Below are 22,252 nucleotides of genomic sequence, written 5' to 3' on the forward strand. Positions count from 1 at the left end.
TGTGACCGCTTTGGTATTGTGCCTCATTGTGCAAACATAGAATTCGTTGGGAATTTTTATTAAGACCTTATGCGAACGAATGCAGTCAAGCGATTGATTTATAATATTTTCTGTGGACTCTTAATCAGCGGGTCCTAGGTTCGAGCCCAAGTGCGTCCACCATTTTTTCTCTCGGACTGTTGCGAGCTTGGATTGCGATCGTCGGCAAGCCTGAGCATCGGTTGCGTGCGCGAATAAATCGCATGCCTCATTCGGCGGATATCGGATAGTTCCTCATCGGTCCTAAAGCCGTTGTATCCGCATGTTTCCAACCGTTGCGCGCCATCGATATCGGATCGGTGACGGGGCGCGGTCGGCCATGGCATCGCGCGCGTTATCGATCGTACTCGCTTGTACGACAGGCAAATGACGGCTGCTGTGTACTTAAGCGACCATCAATCGGCCCCCCGTCTAACCCTTTGCCTATTCCGCGAACAACGCCGCGATCCGATCTGCAGCGGGCTTCCAGTCGATTTGCCGGGCGCTGAGCCAGTCATCGTCGAAATAGGTGCAGCCATAGCGTTCACCGCCGTCGCATAACAGGGTTACGACCGATCCCGCCTGCCCGGCGGCGGCCATTTCGCGGATCAGCGCTTCGCACGCGATCAGATTGGTGCCGGTCGAGCCGCCCACCCGCCTGCCCAGCCGATCGGACAGGGCGCGCATGGCGCCGATACTGTCGGCATCCTCGACCGCGATCATGCGATCGATGACCGTTGGGATGAAGCTCGGTTCGACCTGCGGCCGCCCGATCCCCTCAACACAGCTCGCACAACCTTCTTCCAGCGCGGTGATGCTGCGGTCGGCATAATGTCGGTGAAAGACCGAATGCACCGGATCGGCGACGCAGAGCCGCGTCGCATGCCGCTGATAGCGGATATAGCGCCCGATCGTCGCAGAGGTGCCGCCGGTCCCTGCCCCGCACACCACCCAGCTCGGCACCGGCACCTCTTCCGCTGCCATCTGGGCGAAGATGCTCTCGGCTATGTTGTTGTTGCCGCGCCAGTCGGTCGCGCGCTCGGCATAGGTGAACTGGTCGAGATAATGGCCACCGGTTTCGGCGGCGAGCCGGTGGGCAGCGGCATAGACGCTGCGCGGATCGTCGACCGCGTGGATTTCGCCGCCATGGAAGCGGATCGCATCCAGCTTGGGCGCTGCGGTCGCCGCCGGCACGACTGCGATGAAGCGCAGCCCCAGCATCCGCGCGAAATAGGCTTCGCTGACCGCCGTCGATCCCGACGACGCCTCGATGATGCAGGTATCCGGCCCGATCCAGCCATTGCACAGCGCATAGAGGAACAGCGAGCGGGCGAGCCGGTGCTTCAGACTACCGGTCGGATGGCTGCTCTCATCCTTCAGATACAGCGTAATACCGGGAGTGCGCGGCAGATCGACCCGGATCAGATGGGTATCGGCCGAACGATTATAATCCGCCTCGATCCGGCGGATCGCTTCTGCCCGCCAATGGCTGTGCTGATCGCTTGCGATGGTCACTTGCTGTCCTTTGCGGTGGGGCGCGAGGGAAAGTGCGCCACTATCTCAATTCTGCGCCCCCGTCAGCATGCGACCACATTGACCGCAAGACCGCCAAGGCTCGTTTCCTTGTAATTGCTTTTCATGTCCTCGCCGGTCTGGCGCATGGTTTCGATGACCTGATCCAGATTGACGACATGCCGCCCATCGCCATGAAGCGAGAGATAGGCCGCATTGATCGCCTTGATCGCGCCCATCGTATTGCGTTCGATACAGGGTATCTGCACCAGCCCGCCGATCGGGTCACAGGTCAGCCCCAGATTATGCTCCATGCCGATCTCCGCCGCATTTTCGATCTGGGCATTGCTGCCGCCCAGCGCCGCTGACAGCCCTGCCGCCGCCATCGAACAGGCGACGCCCACTTCGCCCTGACATCCCATTTCGGCAGCCGAGATCGACGCGTTGAGCTTGTAGAGAAAGCCGATTGCCGAAGCGGTGTAGAGAAAGCGGCGGCACCCGGCATCATCGGCGCCGTGAACGAAGGTCACATAATATTTGAGCACAGCCGGAATGACGCCGGCCGCGCCGTTGGTGGGGGCAGTGACGACACGCCCGCCCGCCGCATTTTCCTCGTTCACCGCAAGCGCGTACAGGCTCACCCACTCGAACACCATGCCGGGGTCGGAGCGCGGCCCCCGGCGCAGCAATTCCTCCCTGATCGCGCGGGCCCGGCGTCGTACCCCCAGCCCCCCGGGTAGCACGCCGTCCTGTTGGCAGCCGCGATCGATCGAGGCGAACATCGCGCTGCGCACCTCATCGAGAAATGCATCGGTCTCCGCTTCGCTGCGCCATGCCGATTCATTGGCGCGCACCATATCGGCGATGGAAAATCCGCGCGCTTCAGCGACTTTCAGCAACTCGGCCCCGGACTCGAAGGGATGCGGGGGGATCGCGTTCGGCAAGGGTGCAGGGGCACCGCCCCGGATGCTGCCGCCGCCGATCGAAAAATAGCGGCGAGATATCCGGCTGCCGTCCGCCATGACAGCGGTAAAGACCATCCCGTTGGGATGTTCGGCGAGGAAGGAATCGTTGAACACCAGATCCCGGCCTTCATCGAACGCGATCTCGGGACCGCCGGCAAGCGGCAGCACGCCGGAATCGCGGATGCCGCGCACAATCCCGTCGATCGCATCAGGATCGACCTGCTCCGGGCTCTCTCCGGCAAGGCCGAGCAGGATCGCGACATCGGTGCCATGCCCCTGTCCGGTAAGCGACAGCGAGCCGTGAAGGTCGCACCGGATTCGTTCGGGCACCAACCCTTCCTCGGTAAGAGTCGTCGCAAAGCACAATGCCGCGCGCATCGGTCCTACCGTATGCGAGCTGGATGGCCCGATTCCGATGGTGAACAATTCCTTCACGCTCATCGGCGCTGACGCTGAACGGGCCTTCATCCTGTCTCCATCACGGGGAATTTTGCGTACCGGCGGCCCATATTCCATTATAGTATCATTTGATAGTAAAGTGGGCCAACGATTTGCCGATTGCATGTCGGCGAGCGGCAACCCGATGCGCAGGCGAAAGCGCCGGGACTGCTTATTCGCTGTCCGCCACCCGTAGACGGGTGCCATGCAGGCGCGCCGCTTCGGCGATCGGCTGCGGCGGAGGCATGTCGGTGACCAGATCATGCGCGTCGGCAAACCCTGCGACAAAGGCCGATCCGATCCGTTCGAATTTGCTGATATCGGCCACCATCATTACGCGGCGGCAGCGGTCGAGCATCGCCCGCTTATACGCGGCTTCATCGGGTTCGAAATCCAGAAAGCCGCGATCCGCCTCGATCGCCCCGATCGACAGGATCGCAAGATCGACGACAAAGCGGCGACTATAGGCAATAGCGTCCGCATCGAAGGCGGCGCGATAATCGGAATTGATTGCTCCTCCGGCCAGGAAAAGCCGCTGACCGGTGCGGCCGAGTATCTCGCCCGCCACCTCAAGGCTGTTGGTAACGACGGTGAGCCGGGCGATATGCGCAAGTTCGCGCGCCACCCAGAAGGAGGTCGTGCCCGAATCGATGAGCACGGTCATTCCTTCCGAAACTTCGCGCGCGGCTATCTTCGCGATCCGTTGCTTTGCTTCGGCGCGCTCGTGCAGGCGTGCCCGATAGGGCGCCTCCAGCCGGGCATCGGGCAGCGTGACACCGCCATGCACCTTGGTCACCCTGCCGCGCGCTTCCAGCTGGCGGATATCGCGGCGAATGGTTTCCTGCGAAACGCCGAAATGCGCGGCGAGCGAACCGATCGACCGGGCGCCCTGCTGCTCGATCAACGTCACAATCTGCGAGATGCGGTCAGCCTGTATCACCTTGTTGCGCATCCTTTCGCTGTCCCCACCGATCACGGTTGTATGCCTTCATTCCGCGCCAAAAAGCAAAAAGCAACATAAACTCACATAGTGTCACACCGATGTCACGCATCGCTGCCATTGGGGCGCCCGAAACAGCTAGCCACAATGATCAACCGCAAAGGCTGTCAGGGAGCATAGAATGAAATTCAAATTCGGGGCTGCAATCCTTGCGATTGCGGCAGCAACCGGTCATGCCCAGGCGCATGTCGCAACGGCCGAAACCACGCCGGCAGAGACCGCCACCAGCGATAGCGACGGCGATTCCACCGGTTCGCAAGATTCGGGCGAAATCGTTGTAACCGGTCAGAAAACCACATTCGCCAACAGCCAGGTCACGCCGGCGATGATCGATCGCCAATCGGCGCTGACCAGCGTCAACGACGTGCTCAACGAACTGCCCGGCGTTTTCGTGTCCGAAGGCGATGCGTTCGGCTCATCCGACTGGGCGACGTCGATCAGCATTCGCGGGTTCAGCAGCGGTGCGGGCGGGCAGCAGATCGGTACCACGATCGACGGGATGCCGAATGGCGGATCGGGCTATGGCGGCGGATCGCGCGCCAATCGCTATCTCGACGTGCTCGACCTCAAAACCGTGATCGTTTCTCAGGGGACGGCCGACATCTCGTCGCGCTCGAACGAAGCACTCGGCGGTACGCTCAACTATCTCAGCGGCGATCCCACCGCCGATCAGCGCCTGCGCTTCACCGCCGCCGGAGGGGATTTCGGCGCGCGCAAGTTTTACGGTCGCTACGATACCGGCGATCTGGGTTCGGACACCCGCGCCTATATCAGCGCCTCAACCTCGCACGTGCATGACTGGATCGGCGGGGCGGGTGTCACGACCCGCGCCCATGTCGATGCGAAGATGACGAGCAAAATCGACACCGTCGATCTGACCGGCTTCGTTTCCTATGACGATGCCGATGAGTCCGAATTCGGGTCGGTATCGCTTGCCCAGTTCCGCAGCGATCCCGATCATGACGCCTATACCGACAGCTGGACGGGTATTCCTTATATCGACCAGTCCTATCGCGCCGGGTCGCGCGCGCTTCGCAAAAATCTGTTCGGCTATCTGAAGGCTGCGACGAAGATCGGCGAAGTCTCGTTCACGCTGGGCGGATATTTCCACCGGATGCGTGGTCGCGGCGACTGGATTCCGCCCTATCTGGTCGATGTGACCAATGACGGCGCGGGCAATCCGGAAAGCGAATTTCTGGGCGGCAATACCGTTATCGGGGGCGATCCTCTGGGTAAAATCTATTTCGTAACGCCGAGCGGAGCGGCCGCAACGATGATCGCCGGATGCACCGGCACTGCGGGGGTGCCCGCCGAATATTCGCCGACCTGCTACGCTTCCGATTCGACCGGCGTGATGTCGTACCGGCACACCCATTACAAGAACAACCGATTCGGCTTCACCGTCGATGCCGACTGGACGCATGAATTCGGTGACGTGACGAACGCGTTGCGGGCGGGCTATTGGTTCGAACATGACCGTTCGAACAGCCTGCGCGACTGGCATAAGATCACCAATCCGCTCCTCGGCATCGCGTTCGATCACAAGCCCTATTACATCCAGTTCAGCACCGATTATGACGTCGATGAAGTCATGTATTATGCAGAGGATGTGCTGACCTATGGCCCGCTGACCGGGCGCGTCGGAGTAAAACAGTTCTTCCTCAACCAGCGCCGCGCCGAGCTGCTCAACGACCGGCTGGTAACGCAGCTTAATTCGCATTCCGACCCGCTGCTATCGGCAGGCCTCGCCTATGAAACGCCGGTCACGGGTCTGGAACTGTTCGCCGGCTATTCGCAGAATTTCGCCGCGATCGGCAGCGGACCGCTGGAACAATCGGTTCGCGACGCCCGCCGTATCAAGCCTGAAACAGCGGACAATGTCGAAATCGGCACCCGCTATACCAACGGCCGGGTTCAGGCATCGCTGACCGCGTACGACATCAAATTCAACAACCATATCGTGTCGATCTCGTCCAATCTGGTCAGCGGGATCGACTATCTGGAAGAGAGCGACAGCGTTTATCTGAACGTCGGCGGTATCAAAAGCCGGGGCATCGAAGCGGCGCTCGCCTATCGCGTCACCCCGGGGCTCACTTTGTCGGGCAGCTATACCTATAACCATGCCGTCTATATCGGCACCGGCGATCCCAAGCAGGATGCCGATATCGGGATTGCGCCGGACGTTCAGGTGATGAACTCGCCCCGGCATATGTGGGTCGCTGCCGCTGATTATCGCAAATCGGTATATAAAGCGGGCGCGTCGGTCAAATTCGTCGGGGATCGCTTCATCGGCACCGAAGGCAAGGAGGTTGCGCCCAATTTCACGCTGGTCAATGCCTATGCCGGTGTCGATCTGGGCAAAGTCAATCCGATGCTCAAGGGGCTGTCGCTGACCGTTCAGGGCACGAACCTGACAAATGAGCGCTATCTGAGCGGTGCCGATTATGGCAGTGCGTTTCTGGGTTCGCCGCGAACGGTGACGGCTTCGCTGACCCTCGATTTCTGATCGGCAGCCGAAGGAAGCGTCGGCGTTCTGCTGCGCCGGCGCTTCCGATGAAATACCAGGGGACGAAAGCATATGGTCGATATATCGCGGCGGGCTTTACTGGGCAGCGGCATCACGGGCGCCGCGCTGTCCGCGATGCCGCCGTCGATCGCTCGCGCCGCGACCATCGCCCCGGACATTCGCAGCGGGACGATCGCCGATATCGATCATATCGTCATATTGATGCAGGAAAATCGCGGCTTCGACCATTATTTCGGGTCGATGCGCGGGGTACGTGGGTTCGGCGATCGTTTTCCCATCCCGCTCGCTCCGGAACGCCGGGACAGCCAGCCGCGTCCGGTCTGGCAGCAATCAGATCGCAATGCCCCCTCCGGACCGCGTGTCGTCACCCCCTTTCACCTTGCCGTGCGCCGCAATTTCGATCTGATGCGTATGCGCGGGACGCCGCATAACTGGCCCGATGCCCAGCGCGCATGGGACGAAGGCAGGATGGCGCACTGGCCCGAGGTGAAGGAACAGCGCGCGATGGGCTATTACCGCCGCAACGACATCCCGTTCCAGTTCGCGCTCGCCGACGCATTCACGATCTGCGATGCCTATCATTGCTCGATCCAGACCGGCACCAACAGCAACCGCCTGTTCCTGTGGAGCGGCACCAATGATCCCGGCGGAACAATGGGTGGCCCGGCGATCAGCAATTCGCACGATCAGTTCGCCGACAAGGGCGGTTTTCCAGAGCCCTATCGCTGGACGACGACGGTCGAGCGGCTTCAGGAAGCGGGAATAGACTGGCGCATCTATCAGGATATGGCGGATAATTTCACCGACAATCCGCTGGTCGGGTTCGCTGCGTTCCGCGATGCCTATCGGGGCGAGGGCAATCCCGAGCTGAAGGATCGCGCGCTGAAGACACAGGCGCTCGATGTGCTGAAGGCGGACGTGCTTGCCGGGCGGCTGCCGCAGGTTTCCTATATCATCGCCACCGCCACGGGTTCCGAACATCCCGGCCCGTCGAGCCCGGCGCAAGGGGCCGAATATACCGCCGCAGTGCTTGATGCACTGACCGCCGATCCGAAGCTATGGGCACGAACCGCGTTGTTTATCATGTTCGATGAAAATGACGGCTTTTTCGACCATATGCCGCCGCCTGCTCCACCCTCGCGTTCGACCGACGGTACGCTGCACGGCGGATCGAGCATCGATCTGACCGGCGAATATCATCTGATGCCGAGCGCAGGCGACGCCGATGCCGATCTGCCCGAACTGCGCGGACGTCCTTATGGCCTTGGCCCGCGCGTTCCGATGTATGTGGTGTCGCCATGGTCGCGCGGCGGCTGGGTCAATTCGCAAATTTTCGATCACACCTCGGTAATCCGCTTTCTGGAGGCGCGGTTCGGCATTCGCGAAACCAATATCTCGCCCTGGCGTCGGGCGATCTGCGGCGACCTGACCAGCGCTTTCGACTTTGGCGGCAGCGATACGTCCTGGCCGTCGCTGCCCGATCCGGCCATGGACGCGCATCGCGCTGCGGCACTGACTACCCAGATCAGCCCCTCGGCCCCCGAAGGCCTGCTAACCCCCTGGCAGGAACCGGGCATCCGCCGCGCTCGTCCCCTGCCCTATCGACTGGAAGTTACCGATGCGGCGGAAGGCGACGCAATCGCCCTCACCTTTTCCGCCGAGGGTGCGGCGGCCGTCTTCCACGTCTATGACCGGCTCGCACTCGACCAGGCACCGCAGCGCTACAGCGTCGGTGCGGGCGACAGGCTGAAGGGTCGCTGGCCGGTCGATCGCGACCATGGCTATGACCTGTGGATCATCGGACCGAACGGCTTTCATCGCCATTTCGCCGGTGGTCGCGAATCCCTGTTGCTGATCGCCGGGCTTTCATGGAGCATCGATGCCGAAACCCTCGCGATCGACCTGCCGGAATCCGCACATGCGCTGAAGCTTACGCTCAGCAGTGCTGTGACTGGCGGCACCATGTCGGAGCCGCGCGTACTTGCCGTCGGAAAGACGCGGCTTCCGCTGCGAGAGCAGCTGGGCTGGTACGACGTCACCTTGCGCAGTGAGGTCGATCCCGGCCTGCTACGACGCTTCGCCGGGCGCAACGATGGTGCCGGACGGGCGACGTGCAGCGATCCTTTCGGTGCCGCAGAGCGCGTCTGATCCGGTTTCAGCCTTTGCAAGCCGAGCACCACAATCGCATCGGCGACAAGGGCTGTGGGCACGCGGCACGCGGGACCGGCATCGCGAAAGCGCGCCCGCACGCTCTGATTTCCGCCGATAAGACCGCTATCGTCTAAGCGCAGGAAAATCGCTATCGAGGTCGATCCGGCCAAAGAACCGGTCTGCCAATACACGTATAGAGGACTTTCCGATCCATGGCGCATATCGTCCATAGCCCCTCAACCCCGACGCCGCCCAGATCGCGTCCATGGTATGCGCATCTTTATGTGCAGGTATTGATCGCCATCGTCGCGGGCGTCGCGCTGGGCCATTTCGCCCCTGCGACCGGGGAAGCGCTGAAGCCGCTCGGCGATGCCTTTATCAAGCTGGTAAAGATGATCATCGCACCGGTCATTTTCCTGACCGTGGTCACCGGCATTGCGGGAATGCGCGACTTAGGCCGGGTCGGCCGCGTCGCGGGCAAAGCCTTTGCCTATTTTCTCTTCTTCTCCACGCTCGCGCTTATCGTCGGCCTGATCGTCGCCAATGTGGTTCAGCCCGGGGCCGGTCTGCATATCGATCCGGCGACGCTCGATGCAACGAAAGTGACCAGCTATGCGCAAAAGGCCCACGAAAGCACGCTGACCGGTTTTTTGATGGGGATCATTCCCGACACAGTGCTGTCCGCGATAACCTCGGGCAATATCCTGCAAACGCTGTTCGTCGCGGTACTGTTCGGCATTTCCCTGGCGATGATCGGCGACCGGGGCGACCGTCTGCTCAGCGCGCTGGAAGATCTTTCGACCGCCTTTTTCAAACTGGTTGCCATCGTGATGAAGGCGGCGCCGATCGGAGCATTCGGCGCAATGGCGTTCACCATCGGCGCCTATGGCATCGGCACGCTCGCCAATCTCGTCGGGCTGGTCGCGACCTTCTATCTGACCGCGCTGATCTTCGTGCTGCTGGTATTGGGCACCGTCGCCCGGCTTGCCGGATTTTCGATCCTGAAGCTGATCGGCTATCTGAAGGCCGAATTGCTGCTCGTGCTCGGCACCTCGTCGTCGGAAAGCGCGCTGCCCTCGCTCATCGAAAAGATGGAGCGGGCCGGTTGTCCCAAATCGGTGGTCGGCCTGGTTGTGCCCACCGGCTATTCGTTCAATCTGGACGGCACCAATATCTATATGACGCTGGCCGCGCTGTTCATCGCTCAGGCGACCGACATCCATCTCTCGCTCGGCGAACAATTGCTGCTGCTGTCGGTGGCGATGCTCTCGTCGAAAGGCGCGGCGGGCGTCACCGGCGCGGGGTTCATCACGCTGGCCGCGACGCTGTCAATCGTTCCAAGCGTGCCCATCGCCGGTATGGCGCTGATCCTCGGTATCGACCGGTTCATGTCGGAATGCCGCAGCCTGACCAACTTTATCGGCAACGCCGTGGCGACGGTGATCGTGTCCCGCTGGGAGGGCGGCTTCGACAAGGCGCAGTTCGACGCGGCGATCGCCGGGGAATTACCCAGCGTCGACGAGCTTCCCGAGAGCGCCGTCGCCGTGGAATAGCGAAGCGTTCGGCGGCGTCACTTCGCGGGCGCGGGTCCGCCCTTGCCGGAAGCGATCCGCGCTACCGCGTTGGGATCGTCGCGCAGCTTCAGAAATATGGCTTCGGGCGGCGGGCCGGGCAGTTCGATACGATCCGCCGTGAAGCCGTCCGGAACCGAAACGGCATTTTCGAACGCCGCATTACCGGCGATCTGCGCGATCAGGAAAAGCCGCTTGCCCGACAGGACGCAACCCTGCTTTTCCGTGCAGGTCACGCTGCTGACCTCCGGAACCCGAACCAGCGTCGCGAGCGGCACCCAGTCGGATGCGCCATCTTTGCCGATCAGGCGGAAGTGCAGTGGGCCACGCGCCACTGCGCCCAGCGAATCCAGCGGGTTGAACGACAGGATCGCGGTATGCGCATCCTGCAGGTCATAGCCCTTACCCGCTTCAATGCGGGTCGTCGCGCTGCCGTCCATGGTCGCGATCTCGACACTCTCATCGCCGGTCAGGGCATCCCCGCCCTGCGCACGAAAGGCAAAGGTAAGGCGCGCATTTTGCGGCACCATTTCCGGAGGAGATAGCGCGAGCGCCGCACCCTGCTCCGCCTGCGCGTTCGTGGCGGAGAGATTGATGAGCGACACGCGGGGCCGGGGTGGCGCGATTATCGCGGCCACCTGCATCCGCCGTTCCGCCGTTAATGACACCTCAGCGGTAACGCGCTGCCCGGCCGCTGGCGCATCCTCCGGCGCGTCACCGACACGGTTCAGGATCATCCGATCCCCCTTGCCCACCCGCGTCAGCTGTCCGGGTTCGAACCGCATACCCGCGACCGTCACCTTGCGAACCTGATCGAGGCGGGTTCCGGTCAGGAACGCATGATCGTCCCCGGCGTGAAGGCTGATCGAATCGATACGCGCCGCTTCTTCAAGCGCGGGCAGCGTCACGCGCTGCACCGCTTCCCCAGCCTTGTTCCCGATCATGAGCACGACATCGCCCGCCGCCCCATTTTCAAGCGGTAGGGTCAGCGATAGACTGTCTGCGCCGTGTGTGGTCCATTTCACCGGCTGAATGCCGCCCGAAGCGGTGCGCATCCCGACCGATGTGACGCAGTGCGCAGCTCCCCCGCGCAATGTCACTTCATTGTCGCGCCCGATGACCAAAGCCTCATTTTCGCCCGCAGTCCAGTTTCGCCCCGCCGGATTGGCGAGCGCCACGTTCGGACCGGTGAACGGAGCAAATCCCCATTCGCCGACCAGCTGGCCCGTCACCATCGGCGCGAAGCGATCGAGCGGCAGCGCACTTTGCACCTTGAATCCGCCCGCCCTTGCATCGGCAGCGATCGGAATATCGACCGGCGATCCGTCCTCGGCCTTCATACGCAGGGCAAGATTATGCGCATAATGGGTGGCATAGACCAGCGGCGCGCCTTCGACCGGTACGATCAGATCGGGCGCCGCACAAAGCGCCTTCTCAGGTTCGACCAGCCGCAGCGGCGGCGGCGTGGGTGCCTCGATCGCAGGCATCGCTGCGACCATGACCGATGTCGGCTTTCCGAAGGACAAGGGTGCATTGAGCAGCATCTTCCCGTCGCTATCGCCCATCGGCATCAGCGCCGGGATATATTGCAGCTGGCTCGACTGAAAGGCGCCGAACAGGCGAAGCACGTCCCGCACCACGCCGATATACGCGCTATACTGGCCATAGCCGCCCTGCCGCGTGGCGCTCAGTTGCAGCGCAAGATCGGTGGGCGCGCCGACCAGAGTCGATGCAAGTTGCGACGTATGGCTGTCCGACAGCAACATCGCCTCGCGATTATCGGCAAGGCACGCCGCCTGAAGGTCGACCGGCTGTTGGAGACACGTCGTATCGAGCCGGATCGAAAGGCTTCGCGTCAGCGCCTTTGAGGCCGATGCTATCCCGGCCGGATTGCGCTTTTCGACCGCGCGCAGTTCGCGCAGGAATGCATCGAGCCGTGCGCGGTCGAGCGATGCCTGATTGAGCTCCTGTGTCGCGCGCACAAAGGTGCCGGGCTGTTTGCGCACGATATCGATGACGGCGTTCACATCGCCGCCATCCTCCGGCATGACAAACACCACCATCTGACGCGCGCCCTTCGGCACGATCAGCGACAATTCGCCCTTATCGTCTTTCCAGCTTTTTGCGTCATGAAACCATTCCTTGGGCGGCCGTTCGGTGACGCCGCGCAGGAAACCGGCGATCAGGCGATAGCGTGTATCCTGATCGGCATCGCGGTCGAGGCGGATCGTGATCCGATCACCCTCCGACAGATTGGGAACCCATTGGACGGGCAGCGTCATGCCGTCATGCGTCACCGCGACATGCAGCGACGGCCCCAGCAGATCGAAGGGCGCGGATTTCGCGCTTGCCGCCGGCGACGATGCCAGCACCGACGAAATCGCCAGAACACCACCCAGAATGCGCGCAATTGCCGTCATCATGCTCCTTTCAACGCTCCGCTTCCTGCCCTTGTCGCATGTCAGGAATGAGGCAGGGCGGTAGTTTCGGAGGCGCGGACGCCGATACGCGCTTCGGCCGAACAGGAAAAGGCGGCGGCCCGCATCCGGCCGCCGCCTCCCATCGATCAGGCGATGGTGAGTTCCGCTTCCTTCAGCACCGCCGAACTCGGCCCTGCAAGGATGCGCACCTTGCCCGGTTCGACCACCTGTTCCATCTGGCGATTCCAGATCCGGAAGGTCTTGGGGCCGAGGGTAAAGGTCACCGTGCGCCGCTCACCCGGTGCCAGCGTGACACGCTCGAAACCTTTCAGCTCCAGCACCGGCTGAGTCACCGACGCGGTTTCGTGGCGGATATAGAGCTGCACCACCTCATCCCCGGCGCGATCGCCGGTATTCACAACATCGACCGCGACATTGACCGACCCGTCGGTCGAAATCCTCGCCGACGAAAGCCGGGGCGCACCGATATCAAAGCTCGTATAGCTGAGCCCATGGCCGAACGGGAATAACGGCGCCGCGTCATCGAACAGATAGCCGCGCCGAGCGCTGGGCTTATGGTTGTAGAAAAACGGCACCTGCCCTTCGTTGCGCACCACCGTCACCGGCAGCTTCGCGCCCGGATTGACTTCGCCCAGCAAGGCGGCGGCCATCGCGGTGCCGCCCTCCTGACCCGGATACCAGCATTCGAGGATCGCGTTGGCGTGCTCGGCGACATTGGGCCAGCTTGGCGGACGACCGTTGATCGCGGTCACCACCACCGGCTTGCCCAGCGCCCGCAGTGCATCGAACAGATCATTCTGTTCGCCGACCAGATCGATATCGGTACGATCGCCGAGATGGTTCTTCGCAAAGCCCTCGCGGCTCGTCTGTTCGGTATCGCCGATCGCAAGCACGATGATATCTGCATCGCGCGCCACCGCGACGGCCTGCTTGATAAGCTCACGGTTTTTGGCAGGATCGGCGAGCAGCACTTCATCGACCGACCGGTCTTCGCTCTGGGTAATGAACACGCCCTGCGCCGACACGATGCGGGCGCGGTTGCCGATCTTTTGCTGCATACCTTCGAGCAGGCTCACAGTCTGCCTGGGCACTGAGGAATAGCCGCCCAGCCGGGCAATCGCGTGGTTCGGGCCGATCACCGCGATGGTCGGTGTGCCATCCAGCTTCAGCGGCAGCGTGCCGTCATTTTTAAGCAGGCACAGCGACTTTTCCGCAGCCTTCAGGGCAAGCGCGCGTGCGGCCTGATTACCGGTGACTGTCTTTGCGAGCTTCTTGTCGCCATAGGGATTGTCGAACAGTCCGGCGCGGAATTTGAATTCCAGCATCCGCCCCGCCGCGACATCGATCGCGCTTTCGGGGACCAGGCCTTCGCGAACCTGCGCGACAAGCGTGCGATAGGCGAGACCGTCGGGAAGCTCGCTGTCGACGCCGGCATCGAGCGCCTGCCGCGCAGCATCGCGAATATCGGTGGCGACGCCATGGATCGTCGCCAGTTCGGGAATCGCGCCATAATCGCTGACGATGACGCCATCGAATCCCCATTCGCCGCGAAGTACGTCATGGAGCAGCCATTTGTTCGCATGGCTGGGGATGCCGTCAATCTCGTTATAGGAGGGCATCACCGCGCCGATCGACGTGCGCTCGACCACTTCGCGGAAGGGCGGGAAGAAATTCTCACGAAGCTCACGCTCGGAGATTTCGGCGGGGGCGATATTGTTACCTGCCTGTGGCTCGCCATGGCCGGTCATATGTTTCAGCGTGGCGAAGACCTTGTCCTTTGCCAGCATGTCGAACTTGCCGCGCCCCTGCAGCCCCTCGACCGCAGCGACGCCCATCTCCCCGGCAAGATAGGGATCTTCCCCCCAGGTCTCCTCGATCCGGCCCCAGCGCGGATCGCGGGCAATATCGACGACGGGCGACAGCACGAACGGAACGCCGCGAGCGCGTACCTCGCGTGCGATCTGCGCCTGAACATCGTGCATCAGCTGCGGATCGAAGCTGCCCGCCAGACCGATCGCCTGCGGAAACATAGTCGCTTCGGTCGCCATATAGCCGTGGAGCGACTCTTCGTGGAACAGCACCGGAATGCCGAGCCGCGTCTCGTTCAGCGCCCAGCGCTGCACCGCATTGACGAAATCGACCGTCTGGTCGGGCGTGCGCCAGTTCGCCGCGGTGCCGCCCGCCGCGCCAGCCACGCCAGGCGCCCCGCGCTTGTCCGATGCGCGCGTGATCTGGCCGAAGCTTGCGGGATAGGCAGCGCTCGCCTTTGCCGGGTCGAAGGTCAGCCCGTCCATAATCTCCGACTTGGTCGCCCAGAGCGAGATCATCTGGGCGACCTTTTCCTCCAGGGTCATCCGGCCGAGCAGGTCGCGGACGCGGTTGGGCACCGGCGCGCGCGCATCCTTATAAAGCGGGCGTGCCGCCTGCCACGCGCCTGCGGGGGTAGCGGCCATTGCCGCCGCCCCAAGCGATGTGCCGCCAAGCCAGCGAAGTGCCTGACGCCGAACCATTTTGCTGTTCATTTATAACTCCCCTCTCCAATTCAGGCCTTTGCCAGACCGCCATTTGCTGATACCGCTAACACAAAATTGCGGGCGGGTGGCAACCAAAAAGTTGCTGAAATCACGCTGAAAACAGGATTGGGAGGGGGAAGCATGAGCGACAGACGGGACATTTTGCGCGGTATCGGTGCGGGTCTGGCGATCGGCCTCGGCAGCACGGCGAGCGCGCGTGCGCTGGCGCGCGAAAAAGGACGAAAGCTCGGCTATGCGGTCGTCGGCCTCGGCTATTATGCAACTCAGCAGATCATGCCGCAGTTCAAAAACTGCGAATTTGCGAAACTGACCGCGCTGGTCAGCGGCACCCCCGAAAAGCTCACCCGCTATGGCGCGGAATATGGCATTCCGCGCACCCATTGGTACGATTATCAAAGCTATGACCGGATGCGCGACAATCCGGACATCGATATCGTCTATGTCGTGCTGCCTAACGGGTTGCACGCCGAATATACGATCCGAGCCGCGAGAGCGGGCAAGCATGTCATGTGCGAAAAACCGATGGCGACCAGTTCCGACGAATGCCGCGCGATGATCGCGGCGTGCAAAGCCGCGAACCGCAAGCTGATGATCGGCTATCGCTCGCGCTTCGAACCTTATAACCGGCTTGCCATTGATCTTGCCCGGTCCGGCCATGTCGGACCGACGCGGGAGATTGTCGCGGCGCACGGCTTCCCGATCGCACCCGATCAGTGGCGGCTCGACCGCGAATTGTCGGGCGGCGGATCGATGATGGATATCGGCATCTACAGCCTGAACGCCGCGCGCTATCTGACCGGCGAAGAACCGACCTATGTCAGCGCAAGCGAATCGACCGATCGCAGCGATCCGCGCTTTCGCGAGGTTGAGGACCGGGTGAACTGGGAAATGGCCTTTCCCTCCGGCATTCTGGCAAGCTGCGTTTCTTCCTATAGCAGCGCGCATAACCGCTATCGCGTGACCGGCACCAAGGGCTGGATCGATATGGAGCCTGCGACTTCCTATGCGGGGCAGGCGATGCGGATCAACCGGGACGGCACCACCGCGCCGCGCGTCCTGCCGACGCCGGAAAAGAACCAGTTTACCGCGCAGCTCGACCATCTCGCCCAATGCGTGCTGACCGGCGATACGCCGCTGGTTTCGGGCGAAGAGGGCCTGCGCGACCTGCTCTGTATCGAGGCGATCTATGCCTCGGCACGTGAAGGCCGCCGGATGGAAGTCGCGGCGGTATGACCATGGCGATCGACCGCCGCACGCTGATCGCGGCGAGCGCGTTGCTGGCGGCGAGCGCGCGCGCTTTCCCTGCGCTTGCGACCGACGCAGGATATCGCCCCGATCCGCGCGACGAAGCGCGGATCAAGGATCTGATCGCGCGAATGACGCTGGCCGAAAAGCTGGGTCAGATGACTCAGCGCGCAGGGGGGCGGCAAAAAGCGCTCAATTCTAAGATCGACGCGGCCGCGCTCGATGCAGTGCGGGCGGGCGCGGTCGGCTCCTATCTGCATGTCGCCGGGGCCGAAGCGCTCCGAAAGCTTCAGCGCGTGGCGGTGGAGGAATCGCGGCTTGGCATCCCGCTATTGTTCGCAATGGACGTGGTGCATGGCTATCGCACGATCTTTCCCGTGCCGCTCGGCCTCGCCGCGAGTTTCGATCCCGAGGTCGCACGCCGCGCGGCCGAAGTCGCGGCCGTCGAGGCAAAGGTCAGCGGCCTGCACTGGACCTTTGCGCCGATGATCGACATCGCCCGCGATGCCCGCTGGGGCCGCGTGGTCGAGGGCGCGGGCGAAGACCCCTATCTGGGATCGCGCATAGCCCAAGCGCAGATTCGCGGGCTTCAGGGCGATACCCTTGCCAGCGGCGACGGCGTGATGGCCTGTGCCAAGCATTTCGGGGCCTATGGCGCCGGGATCGGCGGGCGCGATTATAATGACGCCGAGCTGTCCGAGCGGATGCTGCACGAAGTCTATCTGGCGCCGTTTCAAGCGGCGGTCGCTGCCGGATCGGGCAGCTTGATGACCGCGTTCAACGCGCTGAACGGCGTGCCCACCACGGGCAACGCCGATCTGGTGCGCGGCGTGCTGCGCGAAGATTGGGGCTATCAGGGGCTGGTGGTCAGCGACTGGAACGCGATTATCGAGCTTGTCGCGCATGGCGCCGCAACGACGCCGGCCGAAGCCGCGGCGCTGGCGCTGCGCGCGGGCGTCGATATGGATATGACGAGCGGCACCTATGCCGATCATCTGGGCGAAGCGATCGCTGCCGACCCCGCGCTGCTTACCCTCGTCGATCAGGCGGTGTCGCGCATCCTGCATGCCAAGGCGCGGCTCGGCCTGTTCGAGGATCCCTATCGCTTCGGCGATGCGGCGCGCGAACGCAGCGTGCTTCTGTCGGCAGGCCACCGCGCTGCGTCCCGTCAGGCGGCTCAGCGGTCCATCGTGTTGCTGCGCAATGAGGGCGATTTGCTGCCGCTGCGCAAGGGGCAAAGGATCGCGCTGATCGGCGCGCTCGCCGATGATGCTTCCTCGGCGATCGGATCGTGGCGCGCACAGGGGCAGCCGGACGAAGCAGTCACGCTGCGCCGAGCGCTCGAACCGCTCGGCATTGCCTATGCTCCCGGCGTGTCGCCGCGCGACGCGGACGAGAGCGGCATTGCCGGGGCGGTCGAGACTGCCCGCGCGGCCGATATCGTTCTGCTTGCGATGGGCGAGGATTTCGATTTCTCGGCCGAAGCGCGCAGCCGCTCCGATATCGGCCTGCCCGGCCCGCAGGACCGGTTGATCGACGCGATCCGCGCCACGGGCAAACCGATCGTTGCCATCCTGATGAACGGCCGCCCGCTTGCGCTGGAGGCGGCGCTGCGCAATATTCCCGCGGTGATCGAAAGCTGGTTTCTGGGCAATCAAAGCGGTCCTGCGCTGGCCGATATCCTGTTCGGCAACGTATCGCCCGCGGGCCGCCTGCCGATGGGAATGCCGCGCACCAGTGGGCAATTGCCGCAATATTATGCGCATGGACCGACCGGCCGCCCGGCAAATCCCGATCTTTCGGTCGACAGCTCGCGCTATCACGATGTCGCAATCGGCCCGCTTTTTCCCTTCGGCCATGGCCTTGGCTATAGCAGCTTCGCATATTCGGATCTCGCGATAAGCCCGGACAGCGCCAATGCTGGCGCGACGGTCCGCATCGCGGTGACGGTCGCGAATACAGGCGATCGCGATGCGGATGAGGTAGTACAGCTCTATATCCGCGCGCCCGTCGCCGGGATGTCGCGCCCCGTGAAGGAACTGCGCGGGTTCCAGCGGGTATCTATCCCAGCGGGCAAGACCCGGCGGATCACCTTCGCGCTACCCGCCGATACCGGCGCTGTCTGGGACGGCAAGGGCTTTACCGCCTATCCCGGCACGGTCGAGGTGATCGTCGGCGCATCGAGCGAGGATATTCGCGCGCGCGGCACGTTCCGGGTGACCGGCAAAGCATCCGGCTCCATCGCGCCGCCCGCCCGCCCCACCAGCGTTACGGTCACGTGATGGCGGAGCCGTGGAGCAGCCTTTCGATCGTTGCGATCAGCATCTTTGCGCTGATCGCGATGGTGCTTCGCCTCAAAGTGCCTGCCTTTATCGCGCTGCTCGTCGTGGCGCTCGCGACCGGCCTCGCTTTCGGGGCCCCGGCCGCCGATGTGCTGGCGGCAGTGCGCAAGGGCACCGGGGAAGCGCTTGGCTTTGTCGCGGTAGTGATCGGGCTCGGCGCGATGCTGGGCGGCCTGCTGGAAGCGAGCGGCGGGGTCGGTGCGCTCGCCCATCGCCTGCTCGACTGGTTCGGCGAACGCCGCGCGCCCTGGGCGCTGGTCGTCGTCGGGGTGATCGTCGGCATTCCGCTCTTCTTCGATATCGGCTTCATCGTGCTTGCGCCGCTGCTGACGACGCTTGCCATACGGGCAAAGCGGCGGGTGATGTATTTCGCGCTGCCGCTACTCGCGGGGCTGCTGACGATGCATGCGCTGCTGCCGCCGCATCCCGGCCCGGTGGCGGTCGCTGAGCTGATCGGCACCGATTACGGGCTGCTCGCGCTGTACGGCCTTGCCTGCGGCATTCCCGCGGCGATCGCGGCGGGTCCGGTCTTCGCCATGCTCGCTTTTGGCCAGCCCGGTTTCGGCGAAAGCGGCCCCCCGCCCCGCTTCGATGAAGACAGCGCAGCGCTTCCCGCGATCGGCTTTACCCCCGCACTTGCCGGGATGCTGATCCCGCTCACGCTGATCCTGCTCGCCGCGCTGGCCGGCGGACTGCTCGCGCCCGGTCTGCTGCGGACCGTGCTCGAATTTATCGGCCATCCCTTCACCGCGCTCATCATCGCCTGCGGCTTTGTCGGGCTATGGCTTCGGCTGAAAGTCGGTGCCCCGCTTCAGACAATTTCCGACGTGATGACCAAGGCGCTGGCGCCCGCCGGACTGATGGTGCTCGTCGTCGGCGCGGGCGCGGCGTATAAAGAAGTGCTGATCCAGTCGGGCGCAGGCGATCAGGTGACCGCCGCCGTCTCCGCGTTCAACCTGTCGGTCCCGGTCTTCGCCTTTCTGCTCGCTGCGTTCGTTCGCGTGGCGCAGGGGTCTGCGACCGTGTCGATGGTGACCGCTGCCGGGCTTGCCGCGCCGCTGATCGCGCAGGCGGGTCTGTCGCCGGGGCAGATCGCGCTGGTATCGGTTTCGATCGGCGCGGGAGCCTCGATCGCCAGCCATGTCAACGATACCGGCTTCTGGCTGGTACGAACCTATCTCGGCCTGAGCGAGGCCCAGACCTTTCGCAGCTGGACGGTCAGCGCCACGATTGCCGGTCTGGTGATGTTCGCGATGGCGATGCTGTTATGGAGCTTTGCATGATCACACGTCGAATGCTGTTGGGGACCATGGTCGCCGCGCCTGCCGCGGCCTGCGCCCATTCGCTGACCGAACCGGAATATCCCCGTGTCGGCGCTGTCGAGCGGCTCGATCCCCGGCTCGATGCGATTATCGCCCCCGATGCCCCGATCGAGGTGCTCGCTACCGGGTATAGCTGGGCGGAAGGGCCGACATGGGTCGATCGTGGCGGCTATCTGCTCTTTTCCGATCCGCCGAACAATGTCGTCCATCGCTGGCAGCCGGGTGTGGGCGCAGCACCCTTTCTGAAGCCGTCGGGCCTTGCCGGACCGATCCCCGCCGCTGTGCGCGAGGCAGGGGCGAACGGCCTCGATATCGACCGTCAGGGGCGGCTCGTCATGGCCGACAGCGGTACGCGCGCCATTGCGCGGGTCGACCTTGCGACGAAGCAAAAGACGCTGCTCGCGACCCGTTATCAGGGCAAGCGCTTCAACAGCCCCAATGACCTCGTCATCTCGCGCACGGGGGCGATCTATTTCAGCGATCCCCCTTACGGCTTCAGCGCATTCGACGAATCGCCGCTGCGCGAATTGTTGTTCAACGGCGTATATCGGCTTGCCCCTGACGGCAGTGTTGCGCTGCTCGACGACAGCCACCACCGCCCTAACGGTATCGGCCTGTCGCCCGATGAGCGCACCCTCTATCTGGCGCTGTCGGACGAGAAGCGGCCCCAGGTGCTGGCCTATAGCCTTGACGCGTACGGTATGCCCACGGGAGCGCCGCGTCTTTTTCTCGACATGAGCGAAGGGCTGGCGGCGGGACGTCCCGGCCTGCCCGACGGGCTGAAGGTCGATTCCGCGGGCCATGTCTTCGCCACCGGTCCCGGCGGCGTGCATATCTGTACCCCTGAGGGCGATTTGCTCGGCATTGTCGCGACGGGCAAGGCGGTCGCCAATTGCGCGCTGGGCGGCCCGAACGGGCGCGACCTGTTCCTCACCTCGCACGATATGCTGGCGCGGGTACGGCTCAGCCGCCCCGCCTGATGGGTTAGAGGGATTTCGAGCCGGATGGACTGCTCCGGCGGCTCGGAAATAACGGAAAACAACGAGAAAGCGAGAGCCGATCCGGTTTGATCAGAACCGGATCGGCTCTAGCGGCGGACGTCGGCACCCAGCGGGGTGAAGGCTTCCAGATCGGCGCGAGTGAACAGGCTGGCATCACCCGGCAGCGAATGTTTGAGGCTGGTGAGCGCAAGCCCGTTCGCGGCCGCATCCTCAATCGACCTGCCATGGCGCAGCGCGTCTATCACGCCCGACGCAAAAGCATCGCCGGCGCCGATCCGGTCGACAATGCCCGATAATTCGATTTCGTCGGTCTGGGCATGGCCGTTCGGCGTGTCGATCCGTGCCGACAGGCGATGCAGATCGGAACTCACCACATGGCGTGCGGTCGAGGCAATGATTTCCAGCTTCGGAAACGCCTCGAAGGCAGCCGCTGCTGAGGCATGGCGGCGCGCTTCGCCGTCGCCGGGAAAGTCGCGATCCAGCATCAGCGCGATATCGCGATGATTGCCGAAAAGGATATGGGCATGAGCGACCAGTTCTTTCAGGATGGTGCGCGGATCGCTGTCCCAGCTTTCCCATAGCCGCGCCCGGTAATTGCCGTCGAACGAAATCCGGATACCGCGCGCCGACGCTGCCTCCACCGCCGCCAGCGCAGCACGCCCCGGCACCGGGCCGAGCGCCGGGGTAATGCCCGACAAATGCAACTGATCGACACCGTCCAGCAGCGCATCCCATTCCCAATGGCCGGCAGGAGCTTCGGCAAAGGCGGAGTGCGCGCGGTCATATACGACTTCAGTCGGACGCAGCCCGGCGCCCGGCGTCACGAAATACAGCCCCATCCGCCCGGGCAGGCGGGAGATATGGCGGCAATCCACACCCAGCGCGCGCAGCGACCGCTCCGCCGCATCGCCCAGCGTATTGGAAGGCAGCACCGTAGCCAGCGCCGCGTTATGGCCGAGCATCGCCAGCGCGCTCGCCACATTGGCCTCAGCACCTGCGGTCCAGACATCGAGGCGCGGCGTTTGCAGCAAAAGCTGCCGGTCGGGCGGCGACAAGCGGAACATGACTTCGCCAAATGCCAAAAACTTCGTCATGCTATTCTTCTCCCCGTCTCTCGCCCGCGAATGCCGTGCACTTTCGGCGCTATATCGCCTCCGCCGCGACTTTACACCCCGGCGGGCACGC

General features: G+C 63.4%; 13 protein-coding genes. 7 read left to right on the forward strand and 6 right to left on the reverse strand.

All coding sequences use genetic code 11. The annotated features are described in order from the left end of the window. Nucleotides 1-462 precede the first annotated feature (462 nt). The 3 genes from EV664_RS02325 to EV664_RS02335 all read right to left on the reverse strand — a co-directional run bounded on the left by EV664_RS02325 (nucleotide 463) and on the right by EV664_RS02335 (nucleotide 3,885). Entirely contained in the window at nucleotides 463-1,527 is a 1,065-nt protein-coding gene (locus EV664_RS02325) for a PLP-dependent cysteine synthase family protein (protein WP_133494228.1), read from the reverse strand. A 68-nt stretch (nucleotides 1,528-1,595) separates the two neighbouring features. Beyond that, a complete protein-coding gene (locus tag EV664_RS02330; RefSeq protein WP_229668037.1) occupies nucleotides 1,596-2,963 on the reverse strand; it encodes an L-serine ammonia-lyase in 1,368 nt (455 codons plus the stop codon). 142 nt (nucleotides 2,964-3,105) lie between these two features. Continuing rightward, nucleotides 3,106-3,885, reverse strand: coding sequence for a DeoR/GlpR family DNA-binding transcription regulator (locus EV664_RS02335; protein ID WP_133494058.1), 780 nt, complete (start codon nucleotides 3,883-3,885; stop codon nucleotides 3,106-3,108). Nucleotides 3,886-4,054: 169 nt separating this feature from the next. On the opposite strand from EV664_RS02335, the gene EV664_RS02340 reads away from it, so the two are divergent. From EV664_RS02340 to EV664_RS02350, 3 genes are all read left to right on the forward strand, one after another. After that, a complete protein-coding gene (locus tag EV664_RS02340; RefSeq protein ID WP_133494059.1) occupies nucleotides 4,055-6,439 on the forward strand; it encodes a TonB-dependent receptor in 2,385 nt (794 codons plus the stop codon). Between the two features lie 72 nt (nucleotides 6,440-6,511). Further along, nucleotides 6,512-8,608 (forward strand): phosphocholine-specific phospholipase C, encoded by a 2,097-nt coding sequence (locus EV664_RS02345; protein WP_133494060.1) that lies wholly within the window; start codon nucleotides 6,512-6,514, stop codon nucleotides 8,606-8,608. A 215-nt stretch (nucleotides 8,609-8,823) separates the two neighbouring features. Then, nucleotides 8,824-10,164: a dicarboxylate/amino acid:cation symporter gene (locus EV664_RS02350; protein ID WP_133494061.1), complete on the forward strand. Its 1,341-nt coding sequence runs from the start codon at nucleotides 8,824-8,826 to the stop codon at nucleotides 10,162-10,164. 17 nt (nucleotides 10,165-10,181) lie between these two features. On the opposite strand, the gene EV664_RS02355 is transcribed toward EV664_RS02350, so the two are convergent. Together EV664_RS02355 and EV664_RS02360 are read right to left on the reverse strand one after the other, a co-directional pair. Further along, entirely contained in the window at nucleotides 10,182-12,605 is a 2,424-nt protein-coding gene (locus EV664_RS02355) for a hypothetical protein (protein WP_229668038.1), read from the reverse strand. Between the two features lie 143 nt (nucleotides 12,606-12,748). Beyond that, nucleotides 12,749-15,145 (reverse strand): glycoside hydrolase family 3 N-terminal domain-containing protein, encoded by a 2,397-nt coding sequence (locus EV664_RS02360; protein ID WP_188656348.1) that lies wholly within the window; start codon nucleotides 15,143-15,145, stop codon nucleotides 12,749-12,751. 132 nt (nucleotides 15,146-15,277) lie between these two features. On the opposite strand from EV664_RS02360, the gene EV664_RS02365 reads away from it, so the two are divergent. Genes EV664_RS02365 through EV664_RS02380 form a run of 4 tightly spaced genes read left to right on the forward strand, consistent with a single transcriptional unit; the run spans nucleotide 15,278 to nucleotide 21,046 of the window. Further along, nucleotides 15,278-16,390 carry a Gfo/Idh/MocA family protein gene (locus tag EV664_RS02365; RefSeq protein WP_133494062.1) on the forward strand — a complete coding sequence of 371 codons (1,113 nt, stop codon included), beginning with the start codon at nucleotides 15,278-15,280 and terminating at the stop codon, nucleotides 16,388-16,390. Continuing rightward, nucleotides 16,387-18,684 carry a glycoside hydrolase family 3 N-terminal domain-containing protein gene (locus EV664_RS02370; protein WP_229668039.1) on the forward strand — a complete coding sequence of 766 codons (2,298 nt, stop codon included), beginning with the start codon at nucleotides 16,387-16,389 and terminating at the stop codon, nucleotides 18,682-18,684. The genes EV664_RS02365 and EV664_RS02370 overlap by 4 nt, the downstream gene beginning before the upstream one ends. After that, the gene (locus EV664_RS02375; RefSeq protein ID WP_133494063.1) at nucleotides 18,684-20,027 is read left to right on the forward strand and encodes a GntT/GntP/DsdX family permease; all 1,344 of its coding nucleotides are present in this window, start codon (nucleotides 18,684-18,686) and stop codon (nucleotides 20,025-20,027) included. Before EV664_RS02370 ends, EV664_RS02375 begins: the two co-directional genes overlap by 1 nt. Continuing rightward, nucleotides 20,024-21,046, forward strand: a complete 1,023-nt coding sequence (locus EV664_RS02380) for an SMP-30/gluconolactonase/LRE family protein (protein WP_133494064.1) — start codon at nucleotides 20,024-20,026, stop codon at nucleotides 21,044-21,046. Before EV664_RS02375 ends, EV664_RS02380 begins: the two co-directional genes overlap by 4 nt. Nucleotides 21,047-21,153: 107 nt before the next feature. Here EV664_RS02380 and EV664_RS02385 read toward each other — a convergent pair whose 3' ends face one another. Beyond that, nucleotides 21,154-22,161, reverse strand: a complete 1,008-nt coding sequence (locus EV664_RS02385) for a sugar kinase (RefSeq protein ID WP_133494065.1) — start codon at nucleotides 22,159-22,161, stop codon at nucleotides 21,154-21,156. Nucleotides 22,162-22,252: the final 91 nt, after the last annotated feature.

Source organism: Stakelama pacifica (assembly GCF_004361835.1).
GTDB classification, from domain to species: Bacteria; Pseudomonadota; Alphaproteobacteria; order Sphingomonadales; family Sphingomonadaceae; genus Sphingomonas; species Sphingomonas pacifica.

Bases quoted from the DNA above. Each gene is read 5' to 3' on its own strand.
- EV664_RS02335 (WP_133494058.1), bottom strand. From the start codon at position 3,885: ATGCGCAACAAGGTGATACAGGCTGACCGCATCTCGCAGATTGTGACG.
- EV664_RS02370 (WP_229668039.1), top strand. From the start codon at position 16,387: ATGACCATGGCGATCGACCGCCGCACGCTGATCGCGGCGAGCGCGTTG.
- EV664_RS02380 (WP_133494064.1), top strand. From the start codon at position 20,024: ATGATCACACGTCGAATGCTGTTGGGGACCATGGTCGCCGCGCCTGCC.
- EV664_RS02375 (WP_133494063.1), top strand. From the start codon at position 18,684: ATGGCGGAGCCGTGGAGCAGCCTTTCGATCGTTGCGATCAGCATCTTT.
- EV664_RS02340 (WP_133494059.1), top strand. From the start codon at position 4,055: ATGAAATTCAAATTCGGGGCTGCAATCCTTGCGATTGCGGCAGCAACC.
- EV664_RS02385 (WP_133494065.1), bottom strand. From the start codon at position 22,161: ATGACGAAGTTTTTGGCATTTGGCGAAGTCATGTTCCGCTTGTCGCCG.
- EV664_RS02365 (WP_133494062.1), top strand. From the start codon at position 15,278: ATGAGCGACAGACGGGACATTTTGCGCGGTATCGGTGCGGGTCTGGCG.
- EV664_RS02360 (WP_188656348.1), bottom strand. From the start codon at position 15,145: ATGAACAGCAAAATGGTTCGGCGTCAGGCACTTCGCTGGCTTGGCGGC.
- EV664_RS02330 (WP_229668037.1), bottom strand. From the start codon at position 2,963: ATGAAGGCCCGTTCAGCGTCAGCGCCGATGAGCGTGAAGGAATTGTTC.
- EV664_RS02345 (WP_133494060.1), top strand. From the start codon at position 6,512: ATGGTCGATATATCGCGGCGGGCTTTACTGGGCAGCGGCATCACGGGC.
- EV664_RS02355 (WP_229668038.1), bottom strand. From the start codon at position 12,605: ATGATGACGGCAATTGCGCGCATTCTGGGTGGTGTTCTGGCGATTTCG.
- EV664_RS02350 (WP_133494061.1), top strand. From the start codon at position 8,824: ATGGCGCATATCGTCCATAGCCCCTCAACCCCGACGCCGCCCAGATCG.